At 41.3% G+C, this 18,058-nt stretch carries 15 protein-coding genes; 7 read left to right on the top strand and 8 right to left on the bottom strand.

Annotated elements, in window-relative coordinates; all coding sequences use genetic code 11:
• The first annotated feature begins 220 nt into the window (after positions 1–220).
• Complete coding sequence (fklB, locus tag ACWPW6_RS17025; RefSeq protein WP_154622444.1) at positions 221–841, top strand: FKBP-type peptidyl-prolyl cis-trans isomerase; 621 nt, start codon at positions 221–223, stop codon at positions 839–841.
• Between the two features lie 95 nt (positions 842–936).
• Here the strand turns inward: fklB and ACWPW6_RS17020 are convergent, their stop codons facing one another.
• Positions 937–1,905, bottom strand: coding sequence for a hypothetical protein (locus tag ACWPW6_RS17020; protein WP_249999452.1), 969 nt, complete (start codon positions 1,903–1,905; stop codon positions 937–939).
• 585 nt (positions 1,906–2,490) lie between these two features.
• Here ACWPW6_RS17020 and cysQ point away from each other — a divergent pair.
• Positions 2,491–3,231, top strand: coding sequence for a 3'(2'),5'-bisphosphate nucleotidase CysQ (cysQ, locus tag ACWPW6_RS17015; RefSeq protein ID WP_249999451.1), 741 nt, complete (start codon positions 2,491–2,493; stop codon positions 3,229–3,231).
• A 53-nt stretch (positions 3,232–3,284) separates the two neighbouring features.
• Here the strand turns inward: cysQ and mqo are convergent, their stop codons facing one another.
• From mqo to ACWPW6_RS16995, 4 genes are all read right to left on the bottom strand, one after another.
• The gene (gene mqo / locus ACWPW6_RS17010; RefSeq protein WP_196713718.1) at positions 3,285–4,778 is read right to left on the bottom strand and encodes a malate dehydrogenase (quinone); all 1,494 of its coding nucleotides are present in this window, start codon (positions 4,776–4,778) and stop codon (positions 3,285–3,287) included.
• 9 nt (positions 4,779–4,787) lie between these two features.
• On the bottom strand, positions 4,788–5,177 hold the full coding sequence (locus ACWPW6_RS17005; RefSeq protein WP_154623671.1) for a cupin domain-containing protein: 390 nt from the start codon (positions 5,175–5,177) through the stop codon (positions 4,788–4,790).
• Between the two features lie 419 nt (positions 5,178–5,596).
• The gene (locus ACWPW6_RS17000) at positions 5,597–6,187 is read right to left on the bottom strand and encodes an NUDIX domain-containing protein (protein ID WP_154635545.1); all 591 of its coding nucleotides are present in this window, start codon (positions 6,185–6,187) and stop codon (positions 5,597–5,599) included.
• 146 nt (positions 6,188–6,333) lie between these two features.
• Complete coding sequence (locus tag ACWPW6_RS16995) at positions 6,334–6,738, bottom strand: YgiW/YdeI family stress tolerance OB fold protein (protein WP_154624524.1); 405 nt, start codon at positions 6,736–6,738, stop codon at positions 6,334–6,336.
• A gap of 178 nt (positions 6,739–6,916) precedes the next feature.
• On the opposite strand from ACWPW6_RS16995, the gene qseB reads away from it, so the two are divergent.
• Both qseB and qseC read left to right on the top strand, forming a co-directional pair.
• The gene (qseB, locus tag ACWPW6_RS16990) at positions 6,917–7,579 is read left to right on the top strand and encodes a quorum sensing response regulator transcription factor QseB (RefSeq protein ID WP_154624525.1); all 663 of its coding nucleotides are present in this window, start codon (positions 6,917–6,919) and stop codon (positions 7,577–7,579) included.
• Positions 7,576–8,925 carry a quorum sensing histidine kinase QseC gene (gene qseC, locus ACWPW6_RS16985; protein ID WP_249999450.1) on the top strand — a complete coding sequence of 450 codons (1,350 nt, stop codon included), beginning with the start codon at positions 7,576–7,578 and terminating at the stop codon, positions 8,923–8,925. The genes qseB and qseC overlap by 4 nt, the downstream gene beginning before the upstream one ends.
• Positions 8,926–9,092: 167 nt before the next feature.
• Here the strand turns inward: qseC and ACWPW6_RS16980 are convergent, their stop codons facing one another.
• Positions 9,093–9,653 carry a YtfJ family protein gene (locus tag ACWPW6_RS16980; protein ID WP_249999449.1) on the bottom strand — a complete coding sequence of 187 codons (561 nt, stop codon included), beginning with the start codon at positions 9,651–9,653 and terminating at the stop codon, positions 9,093–9,095.
• Between the two features lie 303 nt (positions 9,654–9,956).
• Here ACWPW6_RS16980 and ACWPW6_RS16975 point away from each other — a divergent pair, with 303 nt between their 5' ends.
• Positions 9,957–10,163: a DUF1107 domain-containing protein gene (locus tag ACWPW6_RS16975; protein ID WP_014657315.1), complete on the top strand. Its 207-nt coding sequence runs from the start codon at positions 9,957–9,959 to the stop codon at positions 10,161–10,163.
• Positions 10,164–10,254: 91 nt separating this feature from the next.
• Here ACWPW6_RS16975 and ACWPW6_RS16970 read toward each other — a convergent pair whose 3' ends face one another.
• Together ACWPW6_RS16970 and msrA are read right to left on the bottom strand one after the other, a co-directional pair.
• Positions 10,255–11,622, bottom strand: coding sequence for a hemolysin family protein (locus ACWPW6_RS16970; protein WP_154624528.1), 1,368 nt, complete (start codon positions 11,620–11,622; stop codon positions 10,255–10,257).
• Positions 11,623–11,770: 148 nt separating this feature from the next.
• The gene (msrA, locus tag ACWPW6_RS16965; protein ID WP_249999448.1) at positions 11,771–12,412 is read right to left on the bottom strand and encodes a peptide-methionine (S)-S-oxide reductase MsrA; all 642 of its coding nucleotides are present in this window, start codon (positions 12,410–12,412) and stop codon (positions 11,771–11,773) included.
• 133 nt (positions 12,413–12,545) lie between these two features.
• On the opposite strand from msrA, the gene tamA reads away from it, so the two are divergent.
• On the top strand, positions 12,546–14,288 hold the full coding sequence (tamA, locus tag ACWPW6_RS16960) for an autotransporter assembly complex protein TamA (RefSeq protein ID WP_163863204.1): 1,743 nt from the start codon (positions 12,546–12,548) through the stop codon (positions 14,286–14,288).
• Positions 14,285–18,055, top strand: a complete 3,771-nt coding sequence (gene tamB, locus ACWPW6_RS16955; RefSeq protein WP_249999447.1) for an autotransporter assembly complex protein TamB — start codon at positions 14,285–14,287, stop codon at positions 18,053–18,055. The genes tamA and tamB overlap by 4 nt, the downstream gene beginning before the upstream one ends.
• Positions 18,056–18,058: the final 3 nt, after the last annotated feature.

Here is an 18,058-nt window from a genome sequence, read left to right as displayed (position 1 = left end):
GATTGAGGAACGAACGGTGACGAACTAAATTCATTTGTGATGATAGGAATAGTAGCACTGATTTTTAGTAATTTGATTACCCTAGGTTATTTTTCAGAGAACACTGAGCTGAATCATACAAAATAGCTTACTTTTAACGCTCAGAGGTATGGTTTAGGTTTACCCATAAGGTAGGGGCTGTTATTCTTGCTTTTTTATCAAAAACCATACAGGTATTTTCATGGCAAACCCAAATTTTGATTCAGTAGAAGCTCAAGCAAGCTATGGTATTGGCTTACAAATCGGTCAGCAATTATTAGAGTCTGGTTTAGAAGGCCTAGAACCTGCTGCTATTTTAGCAGGCCTCACTGATGCGTTAGAAGGTAATATGCCTTCAGTTCCTGTTGAAGCACTTCATAAAGCGCTACGTGAAATCCATGAGCGTGCAGATGCAGTCCGTGCTTCTCGCCAAGAAGCCATGGCGGCTGAAGGCCGTGCATTCCTTGAAGAAAACCAAAAGCGTGAAGGTGTATCAACCACTGATTCTGGTTTGCAATTCTCTGTGATTAACCAAGGTGAAGGTGCGATCCCTGCACGTACTGACCGTGTTCGCGTCCATTATACAGGTCGTCTCATTGACGGTACTGTTTTTGATAGCTCAGTTCAACGTGGCCAACCCGCAGAATTCCCTGTGAGTGGCGTTATCCAAGGTTGGATAGAGGCTCTGACTCTGATGCCTGTCGGTTCTAAGTGGGAACTGTACATCCCTTCTGAGCTGGCTTATGGTGAGCGTGGTGCAGGCGCATCTATCCCGCCATTCAGTACGCTAGTCTTTGAAGTCGAATTACTCGAAATTCTGTAATCTTGGCGGTCAGTATAACTGACTAAGCCAATATCAGGGCTTTGCAGGCCTGCCTTTTTATGATGAAGGCAAGGTCGCAAAGCCCTTTTTATGTTTTAAGCTGTAGGTGTTATTGAGGGGGAATCTTTTTTAGTTCTAAACACCCGTTTATTTACAAGACGTGCAATGATAATAAAAATCACAAAACCAACGATGACAAATAACTCATCTAAAGTGGTGATTTGTTGAGAGACCTCTATTGATAAATACAGTAAGAAAGCTAATAGGCTCATTATTGCCAGTAGTATGATGGTATTAATGAACGAAAGAAGCATTAAACGTTTTATCTTGAGTTGATTTCCTTGGAAAGGAATTGACCTATATATACTTAAAAGCAATATAACGATAGCAGCGGCTGTTGCAGGAAATAACATGTCAGATGCTTGGTAACTCAGAAGCAAAAAACTTTTTAATATCAGTTGATTTTCCTTGAATAACGCAATGCAATATATCGTGAGAGAGGCGATAACAAGCGTAAAACATAGCATGGTTATGGTATAGAGTGCATTGTAAATTAACCCATGATTTTTTTCTGTTAATACGAAATCATGACGGGCTTTTTTACAAAAAAATATTCTTGGTATAAATAGTAAAATAAGTATCAAGACGTTGATAATGTTAAATATAATGGAAAAGCTATAGGTATATATTAAGCTAGGGCGATGATATAACTGTACCTCTCCAAACATCTTATGCATGGCTATCCCATTTACGTATTGCGTAAATTTGAGAATAAAAAAGTAGACGATGGCAATACCCGCAACAATAAGGATATTTTTAAGGTTAGCTTGGTTCAATTTGGTGTAGTAAAAGATAAGGCAAGTGGAAAATAGGAAGATAAAAATCTTAATGAACCACTCTACCCTTAGGCTATATATAATCGCATTTAAATAATGAGGCGGTACGTATAATAATGGTTGAATTGTCACGCTATAAAACCAAAAGTACTCCGTGAGGATCCAAACACTCACAAATATGGCGGGTAATCTAAAAAAAGAGAGCTTGGCTGTATTTGATTGACTCATTTTTATTCCTAAATTTTAGAGAATCACATCATTGATAGTGGTGATATATAAGTGGTGATATATAAATAGCAGGTTAGATTCCTATTCAAAAATGCGATTAAGCTTATTGTCATTTTTACTTATTGTTCTGTATAGCATTAAATCATAATGCGTTGTTGCAACTCGAGAATGGGGTATAAAGTTTGCTACCTTAATGTTGTCATCGAGCCTAAATATAGGCATTTTTCTTAGCGGCATTAGCGCTAAAAACCTAAAGTCACTTCTTATATATTCACAATCTATAATTGCCTTTCTTTAAAAGAAGCTCACCGCTCTCTCTTATTTGTTTCTTATGGATACAAAACAACGGATTAAACAATATTACTATTGCAAATGTCGAGTGATAAATCAAACCTAAAGCATAATATAAAGCGCTGTTTCTGATATAACGCAATATTTCCCCAAGAACACTATTCTTTTCATTAATTGAAACTACTTGGAAAGAAAATAATGTAAATTGATAAGGTAAGTGTGAACGGTTTCTGTGGTTCCAATGATCTATGGCTGTTAAGCTAAAGGTACAGAGTGATGGAAAAGAGGTGAATCATGCTAAAACAAATTTGCGAATTGGCTATCGATGCAGGCTCCGCCATTATGGCTATTTATACCAGCCAAGAGCCGTTACATATTGATCATAAAAGCGATCAATCTCCTGTGACAGAGGCTGATATTGCTGCTCATAACATTATTACTGCCGGTTTAACACGTATTGCACCCGATATTCCTCAATTATCTGAAGAAGCGCCACCGTCATGGGATGAACGTAAAAATTGGCAGCGTTATTGGTTGATTGACCCTCTGGATGGAACAAAAGAATTTATTCATCGCAATGGTGATTTTACAGTCAATATTGCGTTGATTGAAAAGGGTATACCGATTATGGGCGTTGTTTATGCGCCAGCCAAAGGGTTACTCTATTACGCTAAAGGTAATCAAGCGTGGAAAGAAGAAGGTGGGCACAAGCAACCGATTCATGTTAAAGATTCAATGCCACCTATCATAGTGATCAGCCGCTCTCATCAAGATGGTGAATTGCGCGATTATCTTGCTCAAATGGGAAGCCATGAAACGGTTGAAATTGGTTCTTCATTAAAGTTTTGTTTAGTGGCAGAAGGCAAAGCGCAACTGTATCCGCGTTTCGGGCCAACCAATATTTGGGATACGGCAGCAGGGCATGCTGTGGCAATCGCATCCGGTGCTAAGGTTTTAGATTGGAACGGTAAAACGCTAGATTACACCCCACGAGAGTCTTTTTTAAACCCTGGTTTCCGTGTAACTTTGTTCTGACTGGAAATGAGAACATGTCGGGTAAATTGGTATATTTACCCGACAAAACGCGATTAGTTATCGAGTTTGAGTACTTTTGCCGTTGCCGCGCGAATATCTAAGCAAGCTTTTGCGTCGACTTTTAAATCAATTCCATAAGTTGGAATGATCTCTTTTAAACGCGCTTCCCAGCCATCTGAATTGAGCTGATCCGCAAAGCAAGTCTTCAAGACATTCAATGCAATAAACGCAGCGGTAGAAGCACCCGGTGATGCGCCCATCAAGACAGTCAGTGACTTATCTGCGCTGGTAATCAATTCAGTACCAAATTCTAGGATACCTTTTTTATCGTGATCTGGTTTTATGATCTGAACACGTTGTCCCGCAACCACTTCTTTCCAGTCTTCACGCTGTGCTTCTGGGTAGAATTGTTGCAGCATAGCAAATTGGTGGGCTGAAGTTTGGAGCACTTGCCCAACTAAGTACTCAGCTAGCGCCCAGTTATCTTTAGCAACGGCAAGCATTGGCTCTATGTTATTTAATTTAACCGATTCAAATAAATCTAAATAAGAGCCGTGTTTGAGGAATTTGCTAGAAAATCCAGCATAAGGACCAAACAATAATGAGCGTTTACCATCAATGATACGTGTATCTAAGTGTGGAACGGACATAGGTGGGGAGCCTTTGTCTGCTTTACCATACACTTTTGCATGATGGCGAGCTGCAATTTCTTCATTATCACAACGTAGCCAAATACCGCTAACAGGGAAGCCACCATAGCCTTTACCTTCAGGAATACCTGATTTTTGGAGTAATTCGATAGCTCGTCCGCCCGCACCGATAAAGACAAATTTAGCGGTCGTAATGGTTTTTTCATGAGTGAGTAGGTTTTTGACTTCGATATTCCATCTGCCGTCAGCGGCTCTTTTAATATCGATAACTTCATGTTTGTAGTGAACAGCAAAACCTGACTGCTGGCTCAATTGTTCCATTAATAGATGCGTCAGCGCGCCGTAATCCACATCGGCACCGGTTGCAACCCGTGTCATCGCGATGGTTTCTTTTGGATCACGGCCTTCCATGATCAGTGGTGCCCACTCATTGATCTGTTGCGGATCCTCCGTGTATTCCATGTTCTGATAACAGTGGTGAGCTGACATCTGGGTATAGCGCTGTTTCAAAAACTTGACGTTATCTTCACCCCAAACAAAGCTCATATGTGGGCAAGGATGGATGAAATCACGGGGATCTTTGATTTTGCCTTTCGTGACTAAGTAAGACCAGAGTTGGCGAGACAGATCAAACTCGGTATTCACTTCAAGGGCTTTACTGATATCAACCGTGCCATCTGGATTCGGTGGCGTATAGTTCATTTCACAGTTTGCAGCATGACCTGTACCGGCGTTGTTCCAAGGATGAGAACTTTCTTGCGCACAGTCATTCAGTCTTTCAAAAACCGCAATATTCAGTGATGGTTCAAGTTCTTTTAAAAAAGTGCCGAGGGTAGTACTCATGATACCGGCACCGATGAGCGCGATATCTACTTGTTCTGAAATAGGCTTACTCATTAAAAACTCCTAAGACTTAGAGGGTTTAAAACACAGCTCAGTGCCTTCTTGATAGACAACATACGCGCGACGCCATGGTTCATCGCCGATTAAACGCCATTTATGGCCGGTTCCCGTGTTATCTTGGGCGAGTAAAATATCACCCGGTTTAATAATAAACGTTGAACCATCTTTGGTTTCAAACTCTAAAGTACCAGTAAGTGTGATGACATAGCGTGGAACAGGATCTTTGTGCCAATCCCATGACCCGCCTGAAGAGGTTTCGCGGAAGGATAATTCACTAACGGCAATAGCAGGAGTTTCGCTATCTCCTCTCGCTTCTCCACTTAATTCAATCGTGCCTTCTTCAAACAGAGAATTACCATCTTCACCGGTCCACATACGAACACAACGTATCATATTATTAACCTCTTAAGTTTTGTATGGATGAACAAACAAGCTAATAGGTAAACATGAAGCACTTTTAACAAAAGATATTGTCAAATAGTCATATTAAGATAACTCTAAATAAGTGTACTTTTAGAATAAATATTCTATTCAACTATTGTATCCTATTCTATTTAAAATAAATACTGTAGGAATTGGTAGGATGTTTTCCGATGATATTTATTTGAATGACAAAAAATAAAATAAATGGTGACGTAACTTATTGATAATAAATAAACTATTTATTTTGTTTATTATGGGTCAAACAACACATCAATAAATAGAGAATTAACGTAATAAATAAAAAAATATAAATAGAAATAAACACGATTTAATTTTCCTTCCTAATTCTAATCAAGAAGGAAAATAGAATAATATAAATAGCATTATTTTTAATGAGTTAAAATATTATTTAAGGCAAGATGCTGAATAAGCATGATGGTTTTACCATCGACAATTTCGCCCGTTTTTATGGCGGCCAATGCTTTGGGAAATGGCCACTCTAATACCTCAATATCTTCACCTTCTTCAGCAAGGCCACCACCTGAGCTAATTCGATCTTGGTCATGATATTCTGCGATATAAAAATACAGTTTTTCAGTTACAGAGCCTGGGCTCATATAAGCTTCAAAAATTTTTTCAATTTTTTCAATACGAAATCCGGTTTCTTCTTCCGCTTCAGCACGTATACGTTGTTCTGGTGAGGCGTTATCCAGTAATCCAGCGGCGGCTTCGATGAGTAAATGCGGGTATCCATTAATATATAAAGGAAAACGAAACTGGCGGATCAGTACAATCGTATTTTTCACTCGATTGTATAGCAAAATCACCGCACCATTTCCTCTATCATAGGATTCGCGGGTTTGTTGTTGCCAACTGCCATCACGGCGCTGAAGTTCATAAGTGTATTTCTTCAGTGTATACCAATTATCAGAGAGCAAAGTTTCTTGAATATTACGAACTTGAGGGATTTTAGTCGACATGATATGACCTTCATAATGATGATAGCTGTTAATCTAGCATTGTCATCAATATCTCGAAATAGGAAATCATGCTAGTTGCACCCTATTGAAGGGAATAAAGGATAGATAAGGCAGCTTGGATGCCAAGCCACCTTATCAAATCAACGTTATTTAATCAGTTGGATCTGTTTTACTTCCACTTCTCGTGAGTTCCAATCTTTGTCAATTTTACCGCGGATCTCCACTTTATCTTTTGGCGTTACGTTAAGGCCATTCCATCTTTTTGGACTAATTTCAAGATTGATGGTGCCTGTACCATCGGTAAATTCATAATGTTTCTGATCCAACTGTTTAACGATATTACCACGCAGAATTACCCAGCTATCATCAGAGAGATCTAATGCTTTAGCGACAGTGGTTTCGCCACTACTTGGTCCCGTGAAACCACCTGATTGGGAAGTTTGAGCGGTGGTATTTTGGGTTGCACCTGGTCCATCAAAGCCACCATTTACAGCCAGTACTGGTGCAGAAGCTAATGCCGCAATCAAGGTAATTAAAGGTAATGTTTTCATAGTGGTCCTCTCCATTTGGTTACCAAAATTTGTTTACGGGAGCTATTAAAACAAAAAATTCTTAACAGGATCTTAAGGGAATCCCATAAAAAAATATATTTTAAATTTAGGCCATAACAGCTGGTCATCGCTAAACGAATCGGATAAATATAATAATATGCTAACACAGGAGAGAAGCATGCGTATTTTGCTGATAGAAGATGACCGATTAATTGGTGATGGTTTAAAAGTGGGCTTAAGCCAGTTAGGCTTTACCATTGATTGGTTTACTGATGGAAAACAGGGGCAAGTTGCGCTACTTGATGCACCATACGATGCCGTGATCCTCGATCTTTCTCTACCGAGTTTAGACGGCATGGATATTTTGAAATATTGGCGTCAAGAAGGGCGCGATGAGCCTGTTCTCATACTGACTGCCAGAGATGCATTGGATCAGCGTGTTCAGGGGTTACAGCAAGGTGCCGATGATTATCTCTGTAAACCTTTTGCCCTCGCTGAGGTTGCCGCGCGGTTACAGGCTTTAATTCGTCGGCGAAGCGGGCAGTTATCACCCATACTCAAACATGGTGATGTAGAAATGGATCCTGTGGCGATGACGGTAACTTGTCATGGTAAATTTATCGAATTAAAAAGCAAAGAGTTATCCTTGTTATCGCTATTTCTACATAATCCAAATAAGGTGTTGTCCCGAACGATGATAGAGGAAAAATTATATAACTGGGATGAAGAAGTATCGAGCAATGCTGTTGAGGTGCATATTCATCATTTACGCCGCAAATTAGGATCGGGTTTTATCCGGACGGTTCATGGTGTTGGTTACCGTTTAGGTGAAGCGGTATGAAAACCTTTAGTTTACGTTTAAAGCTAACGCTGATACTGCTGTTACTTGCCTTAATGACATGGGGTATTGCGAGTTTACTCGCATGGCATCAAACCTATAAAACCATTAATGAATTATTTGATACCCAGCAAATGGTTTTCGCCAAACGCTTATCCGTATTACCTTCTGACCTTGACTTTAATAATACGTCATTAGCAAAAACGAAAAAAATCTTACGTAAAAACCGGGGCCATCAAGATGATGATGCACTGGCATTCGCTATTTTTACACCTCAAGGCGAAATGGTCCTCAACGATGGTGATAATGGGCGTAAAATTCCCTTCAGTTTTTCTCGGGAAGGTTTTACTGAAGGCAAAATTAAAGGGAGTGATGACGAATGGCGTTTTGTCTGGTTAAAGTCCTCGGAAGGGCAATATATTATTGCAGTAGGGCAAGAGTGGGAATATCGGCAAGACCTGGCAATGGACATTATGGTTGCTCAGTTTTTGCCTTGGTTAATCGCGTTACCGACGCTGTTGATTGTATTTTTATGGTTATTAACCCGAGCATTGCGCCCCTTACATCAAGTGGCTACTCAGCTCTATCAACGGCGGCCAGATGAATTAACGTCGGTTCAGGTCGAACGCTTGCCGTCAGAAGTTAAGCCTATGTTAGATGCGCTTAACCACTTATTTGAACGGATCCAGACGATGTTTGCCCGCGAACGGCAATTTACCTCCGATGCGGCACATGAGTTACGTAGCCCATTAGCCGCCCTTAAAGTTCAGGCTGAAGTCGTGCAAATTGCAGGGCAAGACTCGGCAATCCGCGAACATGCGGTGGCCAATTTATCCGAAGGTATCGATAGAGCAACACGCCTTGTTGACCAACTCTTGACACTTTCGCGCTTAGAATCACTGTCACAACTGGACGATATTGAGCAGCTATCATGGCTTGCATTAATTCAGTCATCAATTAAAGACATTGAGTTAGAGGCTAAGGCGGCACAAGTTACCATTGATGTCAGTGTGCTCAGTGAACCACCATCATTTACAGGACAACGTTTGTTATTAGCTATCTTACTGAGAAATATACTGCATAATGCGATCCGTTATGGGAAGACGGGTGGGAAAGTTGAAATAGAATTAAATAATAATGACCTAACGATTAAGGATGATGGGGCGGGAGTTCCGCTAGAGGTGCTGAAGCGATTAGGTGAACGTTTTTATCGTCCAGCAGGGCAAGAAAAAACGGGCAGTGGATTAGGATTATCGATTGTTAAACGTATCGCTGAATTACATCATTTTAAATTAGCGTTTACGAATGGTGAAAATGGCGGTTTTTGTGTGAAAATACATTGGTCATAATGATTGGTTATTAATATATTTCAAATAATTATTCACCGTGTAAATTTAAAGGTAATACGCTTTCTTTAGAATAACGCTCTATTGGTATGGAAATCTGTGCCTCTCGATACGATGCCATTCTCTATGTGCACGACAGCAATATTTCCGTGCACTAGAGAGGGGGAAATTTATTGTCCTAGTTCTGCTTTTATCAGGGTTATCACTTTATTAATTTCAGGTTCAGTCAGTGCCCCATCTTTGAAATACAGTACTTTTCCTTCTTTATTCAATAGGATAATCGCTGAGCTTTCAGGGGCGAGGCTCCATGCTTTTTTAACGACACCATCACTATCAACAATAAATTGTGAGTAAGGAAACTCTTTCTTGCTGTCCTCAACGCTATTACTCACAAAAACACCGGTGCCGAAAATGGCATCATCGGCATTAATAATTGAGGTTGTTTGATAGGTATCATGAGGAAAGCGGGCTTTTTTGATCGCTTCAATCAGTGGTGCATTGAGTTCTTTAGCTGAAGAGCGCCCCGCAATATGTTGAATTGTCCGAACTTTTCCAGGTAGCTGTTGGCTTTTCCATTCTTGATAAGAAAATTTTCCATCAGGACTTAATTGCATTTCACCTTTATCAGTCACTGAAACAGGGGGAACGGATTGGTTAAGTTGGATTGGGCTTGCCAAGGCGGTAGAGGAGAGGGTTAGTAGGCAAGCAAATAAAAAACTCTTCTTAATCATTATATTACCTCTTTTGTTATATTTTGATGCATCAACGAGAAATGAACCATCACAAAAATGTGTTGTGCTTACAGTTATAGCATAGCTCATCCGATGAGTTGTGAAACCAAAATTAACATTTTTGCAAAATTTAGCATAACTACAAAGTTTTTGAGGTTATTGACAGAATGTTTGTAGTGTCATTTTCTGTAAATGAATTGAATAAAACTGCAATAATCGAACCAAAGTAAATATTCCTGGTCTATTATTAACGAGCGGTATGAGTGAAGAGTATCGTAAGACAAAAGGAAAGGAAAAGTTCTAATGAAAATATTTAACCGTTATAACCCATCCAAAATTGCACTCTACGTTAAAACGCTATTCCGTGGTCGTATCTACATCAAAGGCTTTGGGGCTTTTGAGTTTAATTATGGCAAAATCTTACCACCAAAGGTGGGCGACAAGCGCCACTACAATGTGATGAGTGAGGTGAACAAACAAGTATTGGTACTACAGTCTGAGTTGGGGTAGTTGCTGTTAGCCTAAATAGCAAATTGCTATTGAGCTAAAAACAGCGCCACATAGAGTGGCGCGTTAAGCGAAACGGCTTCGCTGTAAAGCATTAATGCTTAGTTTGTTGTGTTGGTTGTTCTGCGTTAGCCGTTTCCACGTTACTTTTTCCTGCTTGAACCACGACGGCTGCTGGCGGTGTTGTGACTCGGGTAACAAGTAATTGATCGATCTTGTAGTTATCAATATCAACCACTTCAAATTTATACCCCGCATATTTGACATAATCAGTACGCTTTGGCATTTTTCTTAAGCGATACATCATAAAACCAGCAATGGTCTCATAGTTGCTAACGTCAGGAAATTCATCAATATCCAAAATACGTTGCACATCTTCAATAGGGGTTCCGCCTTCAACTAACCATGAGTTTTCATCTCGTGAGATGATCTGCTCTTCTTGGCCTGGCCCGATAAGATCCCCCATTAACGTGATCATCACATCATTAATTGTGATCAGCCCCATAACGAGAGCGTATTCATTGAGGATCACCGCAAAGTCAACGCCATTAGCTTTAAAGGCCTCAAGAGTGTCAGACAAAGAGAGCGTATCAGGGATCATTAAGGCATTTTGAATATGAACACCATCTTGTAAATTAAGACTTTGGCCATTCAATACACGGTTTAATAGGACCTTCGAGTCAACATAACCAATGACATGATCAATATCACCGCTACACACTAAAAATTTGGAGTGTGGCTCGGTTGAAATTTTGTGTTTGATGCTCTCTTCGGATTCATCTTTATCAAAGTAAATAATACTTTCACGCGGGGTCATTGCCGATGGAACCGTGCGAGATTCCAGTTCAAAGACATTTTCAATCAACTCATGCTCTTGTTTACGCAATACGCCAGCAACAGCACCTGCTTCAACAACAGCAAAAATATCATCTGAAGTGATATCTTCATTACGCGCAGTGGGTAACTTGAAAATTTTGAAAATCAAGTTAGCAAGGCCATTGAAGAACCAAACCAGTGGGCTGAGTAGGGTTAAACACAAACGCATTGGGTTAACAATCCGTACAGCGATAGCTTCGGGTTTTACCATTCCAATACGTTTAGGGGTTAAGTCTGCCACTAAAATAAATAGGCTGGTGACAATGGTAAATGACAGAATAGATGCAGTTTGTTGTGCCCACTCGGGAGAAAGGAAATTAATAAAAATGTCTTGTAATGCAGGTGAAAAGGCAGATTCACCGACAATCCCTGCCAAGATGGCGACCGCATTTAGGCCGATTTGAACCACAGTAAAAAACATACCGGGCATTTCCTGTAATTTCAGGACTCGTGCCGCATTAATGTTGCCCTCATCGGCCATTAACTTGAGTTTGATACGACGAGAAGCTGCCAGTGAAATTTCTGACAACGAAAAAAATGCGCTAATTGCACATAATAAAAGAACGATCAGTAAACTATTAAGCATAAATTATCCAAATATTACCTTCAGGAACCTCTGACCCTTTATGGAGGATCCCCTGAAGGCAACTCTTTCTACTACAGAGATAAAATAGCGCGGAGGTGCGCAAAATTGGGTTAGTGACGTTATTATAGCATTAGGTTAAATTTTCTGCCTAGTTTATGTTCTGTGGCGGTAAACAAATTCCAGTTCCTCCTAATCCACAATAGCCTGCTGGATTTTTATGGAGGTATTGTTGGTGGTAATCTTCCGCAAAATAAAAGGTTTCTAATGGTGCAATTTCTGTGGTGATTTGGCGAGTATCATTTTGAGCAACCATCGCTTGTTGATAAGCCGCTCGTGTCTCTTGTGCTTGCTGTAATTGTGAATCAGAAACGGTATAGAGGGCTGAACGATATTGTGTGCCAATATCACCGCCTTGACGCATGCCTTGGGCTGGATCATGGTTTTCCCAAAACAGAGTTAATAGATCAATATAGCGGATAGTCTGTGGATCAAAGACCACTCTAACAATCTCGGTATGGCCTGTCAGTCCTGTGCAAACTTCTTCATAGGTTGGGTTTGGGGTAATCCCTCCACTATAGCCAACAGAGGTGGAATAAACGCCGGACTGCTGCCAAAACAAGCGCTCAGCGCCCCAAAAACAACCCATCGCAAAATAGGCAACTTCAGCATTCTTCGGAATATTATCAATCGAATACTGGTTCACCGCATGGTATGGTGAATGGGGAATGGCGGTTTCTCTACCGGGTAGCGCTTGCGAAATACTCACGGGTTGTAATTTATTAGAAGACATAACAGATTCCTATGTGTGGTAATGTGCATTTTCGGTAAAAATTAGGATAAAAACTTGTATCTAGAGTTTATTTTACTCAAAATAAATTGATATGAAGTGTTTAGTCAAATTATCAATGATCTTAGGAGCGGGCGTGTCAAAATACCCTATCATCTGTTTTCTAACCTTAATGGCGACAGTTCCTGCTGCGTATAGCGCAAATCTACGCCTTAATATTGAAGGACTTGAAGGGCAACCTAATCAGAACGTCCGTGTTCAGCTTTCTAATATTTCTCAGGATGAAGTGGTGCCTAATGGTCGCTTTCGTGCTCGTGTCACAAAAGCAATCGAGGAAGGTCTGAAACCACTTGGATACTATCAGCCTAAAATTGAGTTCACTTATCAAGAAAATAAGCCACCAGCACGTTCCGTATTAACGGCGAAAGTCACACTGGGCGAACCTGTTCGAGTACAAGGTGTTAATATTACATTAGAAGGGGGAGCGAAAAACGACCCTGACTATGCAAAAATGATAAAAAATAACACACCTAAGATCGGTACGATCCAGAATGATGGCGAATATGAAAGCTTTAAAGGTAAATTTAGTGGGCTTGCGATCCGTAAAGGTTATTTTGATGCGATCATGGAAAAAAGCCAACTAGGCATATCACTTGATCACCATGCCTCTTATTGGGACTTTGACTTTAATAGTGGTGAGCGTTACCGATTTGGTGACATTTCCTATGAAGGTTCTCAAATCCGCACTGATTATCTGAACAACCTCGCGCCTTTTAAAGAAGGTGAATATTACACTTCAGAACAACTGGCCGAATTTAACCGCCGATTAGTGGAAACGGGTTGGTTTACTTCCGCCATTGTGACTCCCAATATCGCTAAAGCTCGGGAAGAGCACACTGACCTGTTGCCGATGGAAGGGGTGATGGTTCCTCGTGCAAAAAACTTCGTTGAATTAGGTGGTGGTTATGCCACTGACGTTGGTCCTCGCGTTAAAGCAACATGGAATAGGCCTTGGGTAAACTCGCGAGGGCAAAGTATTACCTCAAATATCAGTTTATCGCAGCCTGAACAGATTATTGATGCTAGCTATAAGATCCCCCTTAAAGCCAATCCTTTAGAACAATATTATGCGGTTCAAGGGGGGTATAAACGTACTGACTTAAACGATACAGAGTCCGATACGACGACCCTAAACGTGTCACGTAATTGGGATTATTCCAGCGGCTGGCAATATGGCGTGAACATGCGTTGGATGTTGAGCCACTTTACCCAAGCGGATGTCACGAATACCACGATGTTGCTTTATCCTGGGGCTAATGTTAGCCGAATTCGCCAACGTGGTGGTGTGATGCCAAGTTGGGGGGACAGTCAGCGTTACTCTATTGATTATTCGAATGAAATTTGGGGTTCCGATATCGATTTTCTTGTATTGCAAACTAAGCAAGTGTGGATCCGCTCCCCATGGGAAGGCCATCGTTTTGTATTCAGAGGAAATTTAGGGTGGATTGAAACGAATAATTTTGACAAGGTGCCACCAGACTTACGTTTCTTTGCCGGTGGTGATGGCAGTGTACGTGGTTATGGTTACCAAAAAATCTCACCAGAGGATAGCAAAGGTAAACTAACAGGGGCATCTAAACTGGTCGTGGGTTCCATTGAATACGATTATAACTTCACGGGTAACTGGTGGGGTGCTGTGTTTATTGATAGTGGTGAAGCCGTTAACGATATTAAGAAAAGTGATTTTAAAACGGGGGCTGGTGTTGGTGTCCGCTGGGTTTCTCCGGTAGGACCAATAAAATTCGACCTAGCGACCCCGATCGGGGATCCTGATAATAATAAAATACAATTTTATATCGGCTTGGGGACTGAACTATGAAATGGATGAAGTGGTTAAAATGGACAGCTCTTGCCGTTTTACTTGTATTGATCTTGATTGTTGCCGCACTAAGTTGGGTATTGGGTACGCAATCAGGCCTCCATTTTGCACTTAATAGTGCGACACGTTTTGTACCTGGGCTAGAGATCCGCTCTATTGATGGGGATATCAATAATCTGACCTTGGCTGGGGTAAAATACCAAATGCCGGGCGTCGATGTTGATGCAGAAAAACTGCATCTTGCATTACGTTTAGGCTGTTTGACTAGTCGCGAGCTTTGCATTGATGATCTTTCGACTGAAAATGTTATCGTCAATGTTGATACCTCAAAAATGCCTCCTTCAGAAGAAACGCCGCCTTCTGAGCCATTAACCGAATTGAATGCACCACTCACGATTAATCTCAATCAATTACAATTAACATCAACCAAAGTTAATGTTGATGGGATGGCGATTGACCTCGAAAAGTTTAAGACAGGTATTCACTGGCAGCAAAAAGCACTGACATTAGCACCCACGGATGTGATTAATTTAGCGATTAATCTGCCAGTAAGCGAAGAACCGCAGTCAGATGAACCCGTGACAGAAGTTCCTGTTGGAGAAGAAAAATCGATTGGCGAAACGCTGAAGGAACTGTTCGCTAAACCATTACTGGCGGAATTACCGGAAGTGATCCTTCCTGTCGATTTAAATGTTGAAGGGATCAACGGTTCGAATTTACAGCTAACGGGCGCGACGGACGTTGTGATCAATAGCTTGAATTTAACGCTTTCAAATGATGGGCAAAATGTCCTACTGAAGAAATTTACGGTTGATTCGCCCCAAGGTCACCTTGCCTTATCGGGAACAGCAACATTAGCTGATAAATGGCCTGTTTCTCTGTCGATTACTGGGGAAAGCCGTCTAGAAGACCTTGATGGTCAAAAAGTCGATTTATCACTCAAAGGTGGGTTACTTGAGGAGCTAAAACTCGCACTGAACTTAAGTGGACCGGTGAACGCAACCTTAGCGGCTCAAGCCGATCTTGCCCAAGCTGACTTACCTATTCAGTTAACGTTAGAAAGCCAGAAACTGAGTTGGCCATTAGTGGGTGATGCTCAATATCAACTTGATGGTACACGTTTACGTTTGAATGGCCGACCTTCTGCTTATGATTTATCTCTTCGCTCAGCGATAACTGGGCAGGAAATTCCACCATCCACATTGATGTTGGATGCGAAAGGGAATGAAGAGCAAGTCAATATTACTCGTCTGCGATTAGCGGCTTTACAGGGTAATGCTGATATTACGGGTGTCGCTGATTGGAGCAAAGCAATCAGTTGGAATGCCGTATTGACCTTATCAGGTATCAATACGGCTAAGCAATGGCCGGAATGGCCTGCAAAAGTCGATGGTAAGATTGCGACCCGGGGTAGCCTTTATGGTGGCAGCTGGCAGTTACAAATACCTGAAATTACGTTAGATGGTAATGTTAAGAATAACTTACTCAAAGCGCGAGGTGAGGCGACTGGTAATGCTGCTGGACAGTGGAATATTCCAGCGCTGAAACTTTCACTCGGAAAAAACCACCTTGATGTTAAAGGAAACCTATCAGATAAATGGAATTTAGACACGAAAATCAATGCGCCGGGATTAGATGGCATATTGCCGGGCCTTGGTGGGGTGATTATCGGTGATGTTAAATTACGAGGTGACCTGCAAGCGCCTGAAATATTGGCGGATTTAACAGCTCGTGGCGTAAGATGGCAAAAAGAGCTGTCTGTCGATAATGTTGTTATCAAAGGTAAAGTGGCTTCAGGTGAACAGATCAAAGGTGACTTATCCGTCGTTGTTCGCCAGTTAAAACAAGCTGACCTCGTCATCAGTCGCTTAACTTTGGATGCGAAAGGTAGCGAAAAGCAACATACCTTAAAGCTGGATGTGAGTGGAGAACCCGTCTCTGGCCATCTAACATTAGCAGGTGGGTTTGATCGCCAAACTGAGGTTTGGAAAGGCAACCTGAGTAATACCTTGTTTGAAACCCCCGTTGGTGAATGGAAACTCAGCAAGGCCATGGCTCTTGATTATGCAAATCAAACTCAAGAAGTGACGATTGGTACCCATTGCTGGGTGAATATCAATGCGCGCCTTTGTGTGCCAAAACCAATTAAAGCAGGTAAAAACGGTAGCGCGGATATTGTGCTAGAACGTTTTGATCTTGCAATGTTGAAACCCTTCCTCACGGATGAAACACGTGTTCGCGGTGTGTTTAGTGGTAAGGCGAATGTTATTTGGAAAGATGATGGTAGCTTGCCACAAGCGAAAGTGGATCTCAAAGGCGATGGTGTTAAAGCCGTTCAGTTAGTTGATGGTACTTGGATACCGCTAGAGTTTGATACCTTGACGTTAAGTGCGGCGTTGAAAAATGGTAAAGCCAATTTGGATTGGTTATTCAAAATCGCCAATAATGGTCAATTGAAAGGCAGTGTACAAATTGCGGATCTAGAAAAGAGACGTCAGCTTTCAGGTAATGTTGAGATCAATCGCATTACATTAGCGCTGATTAAGCCATTATTAGGTGAAAAAGAAGTCGCAAATGGGGATTTAAATGCCAACTTACGCCTTGGGGGAACGGCAAATAATCCATTGCTCAACGGTAACTTGGCGCTTTCCGGTTTGGAAATCAAATCATCATTGATTCCGTTTGATATTAAAAGCGGTAACTTAGGGATTGCCTTTAATGGCACGAGTTCCGTAATGACAGGGCAAATCAATACGCCAGAAGGTTATCTCAATATCAGCGGTGATGCAGATTGGCGTAAAGTTGATGCATGGCGAGCGAAAGTGATGGCAGTCGGTAATAACTTACGTGTTTCCATGCCTCCAATGGTTAAAGTTGATGTACAGCCTGATATTGTGTTTGAAGCGTCACCGACGTTACTGACATTAAATGGTAGCGTGACAATTCCATGGGCGAGGATTACGGTACAAGAGCTACCAGAATCTGCCGTTGGTGCATCTTCAGATGTGGTCATGTTAGATAGCGACTTGAAACCTATCGATAAAACCAGCACGCCAATTCCAATTCAAACTAACTTGGATATTAAGATTGGTAATGATGTTCAGTTGGATGCTTTTGGCCTGAAAGCCCGTTTGACGGGGATGTTAAAGGTATTACAAAACAAACAAGGTCTGAGCCTTAATGGACAGATCGATATTCCATCGGGGCGTTTCCGCGCTTATGGGCAGGATCTGATCGTACGTAAAGGTCAGATACAGTTCTCGGGACCTGCGGATCAACCATTCTTGAACTTAGAAGCAATTCGTAATCCAGATAACACTGCCGATAATGTTATTGCAGGTGTTAAGGTCACAGGACTTGCAGACAAGCCAAAAGTCGAGATATTCTCTGAGCCAGCCAAAACACAGCAAGAAGCTTTATCCTATCTGCTACGCGGGGAAGGATTAGAAAGCGGAGATGCTAATGGTTCACAAATGACATCGATGCTAATTGGACTCGGCGTTGCGCAAAGTGGCCAACTTGTCGGTAAAATTGGCGAAACATTTGGAGTCTCTGATTTGGCACTCGATACGCAAGGGGTTGGTGATAAATCTCAAGTCGTGGTGAGTGGAAAAATTACTAACGACCTACAAATTAAGTATGGTGTTGGTATATTTGATTCATTGGCAACGTTAACGTTACGTTATCGATTAATGCCGAAGTTATATTTGGAAGCAGTGTCTGGTGTCAATCAGGCCTTGGATCTTCTTTATCAATTTGAGTTTTAAAAT

This window comes from Providencia sp. Marseille-Q8014 (assembly GCF_965112055.1).
This window is presented reverse-complemented; position numbering and strand designations above follow the sequence as displayed.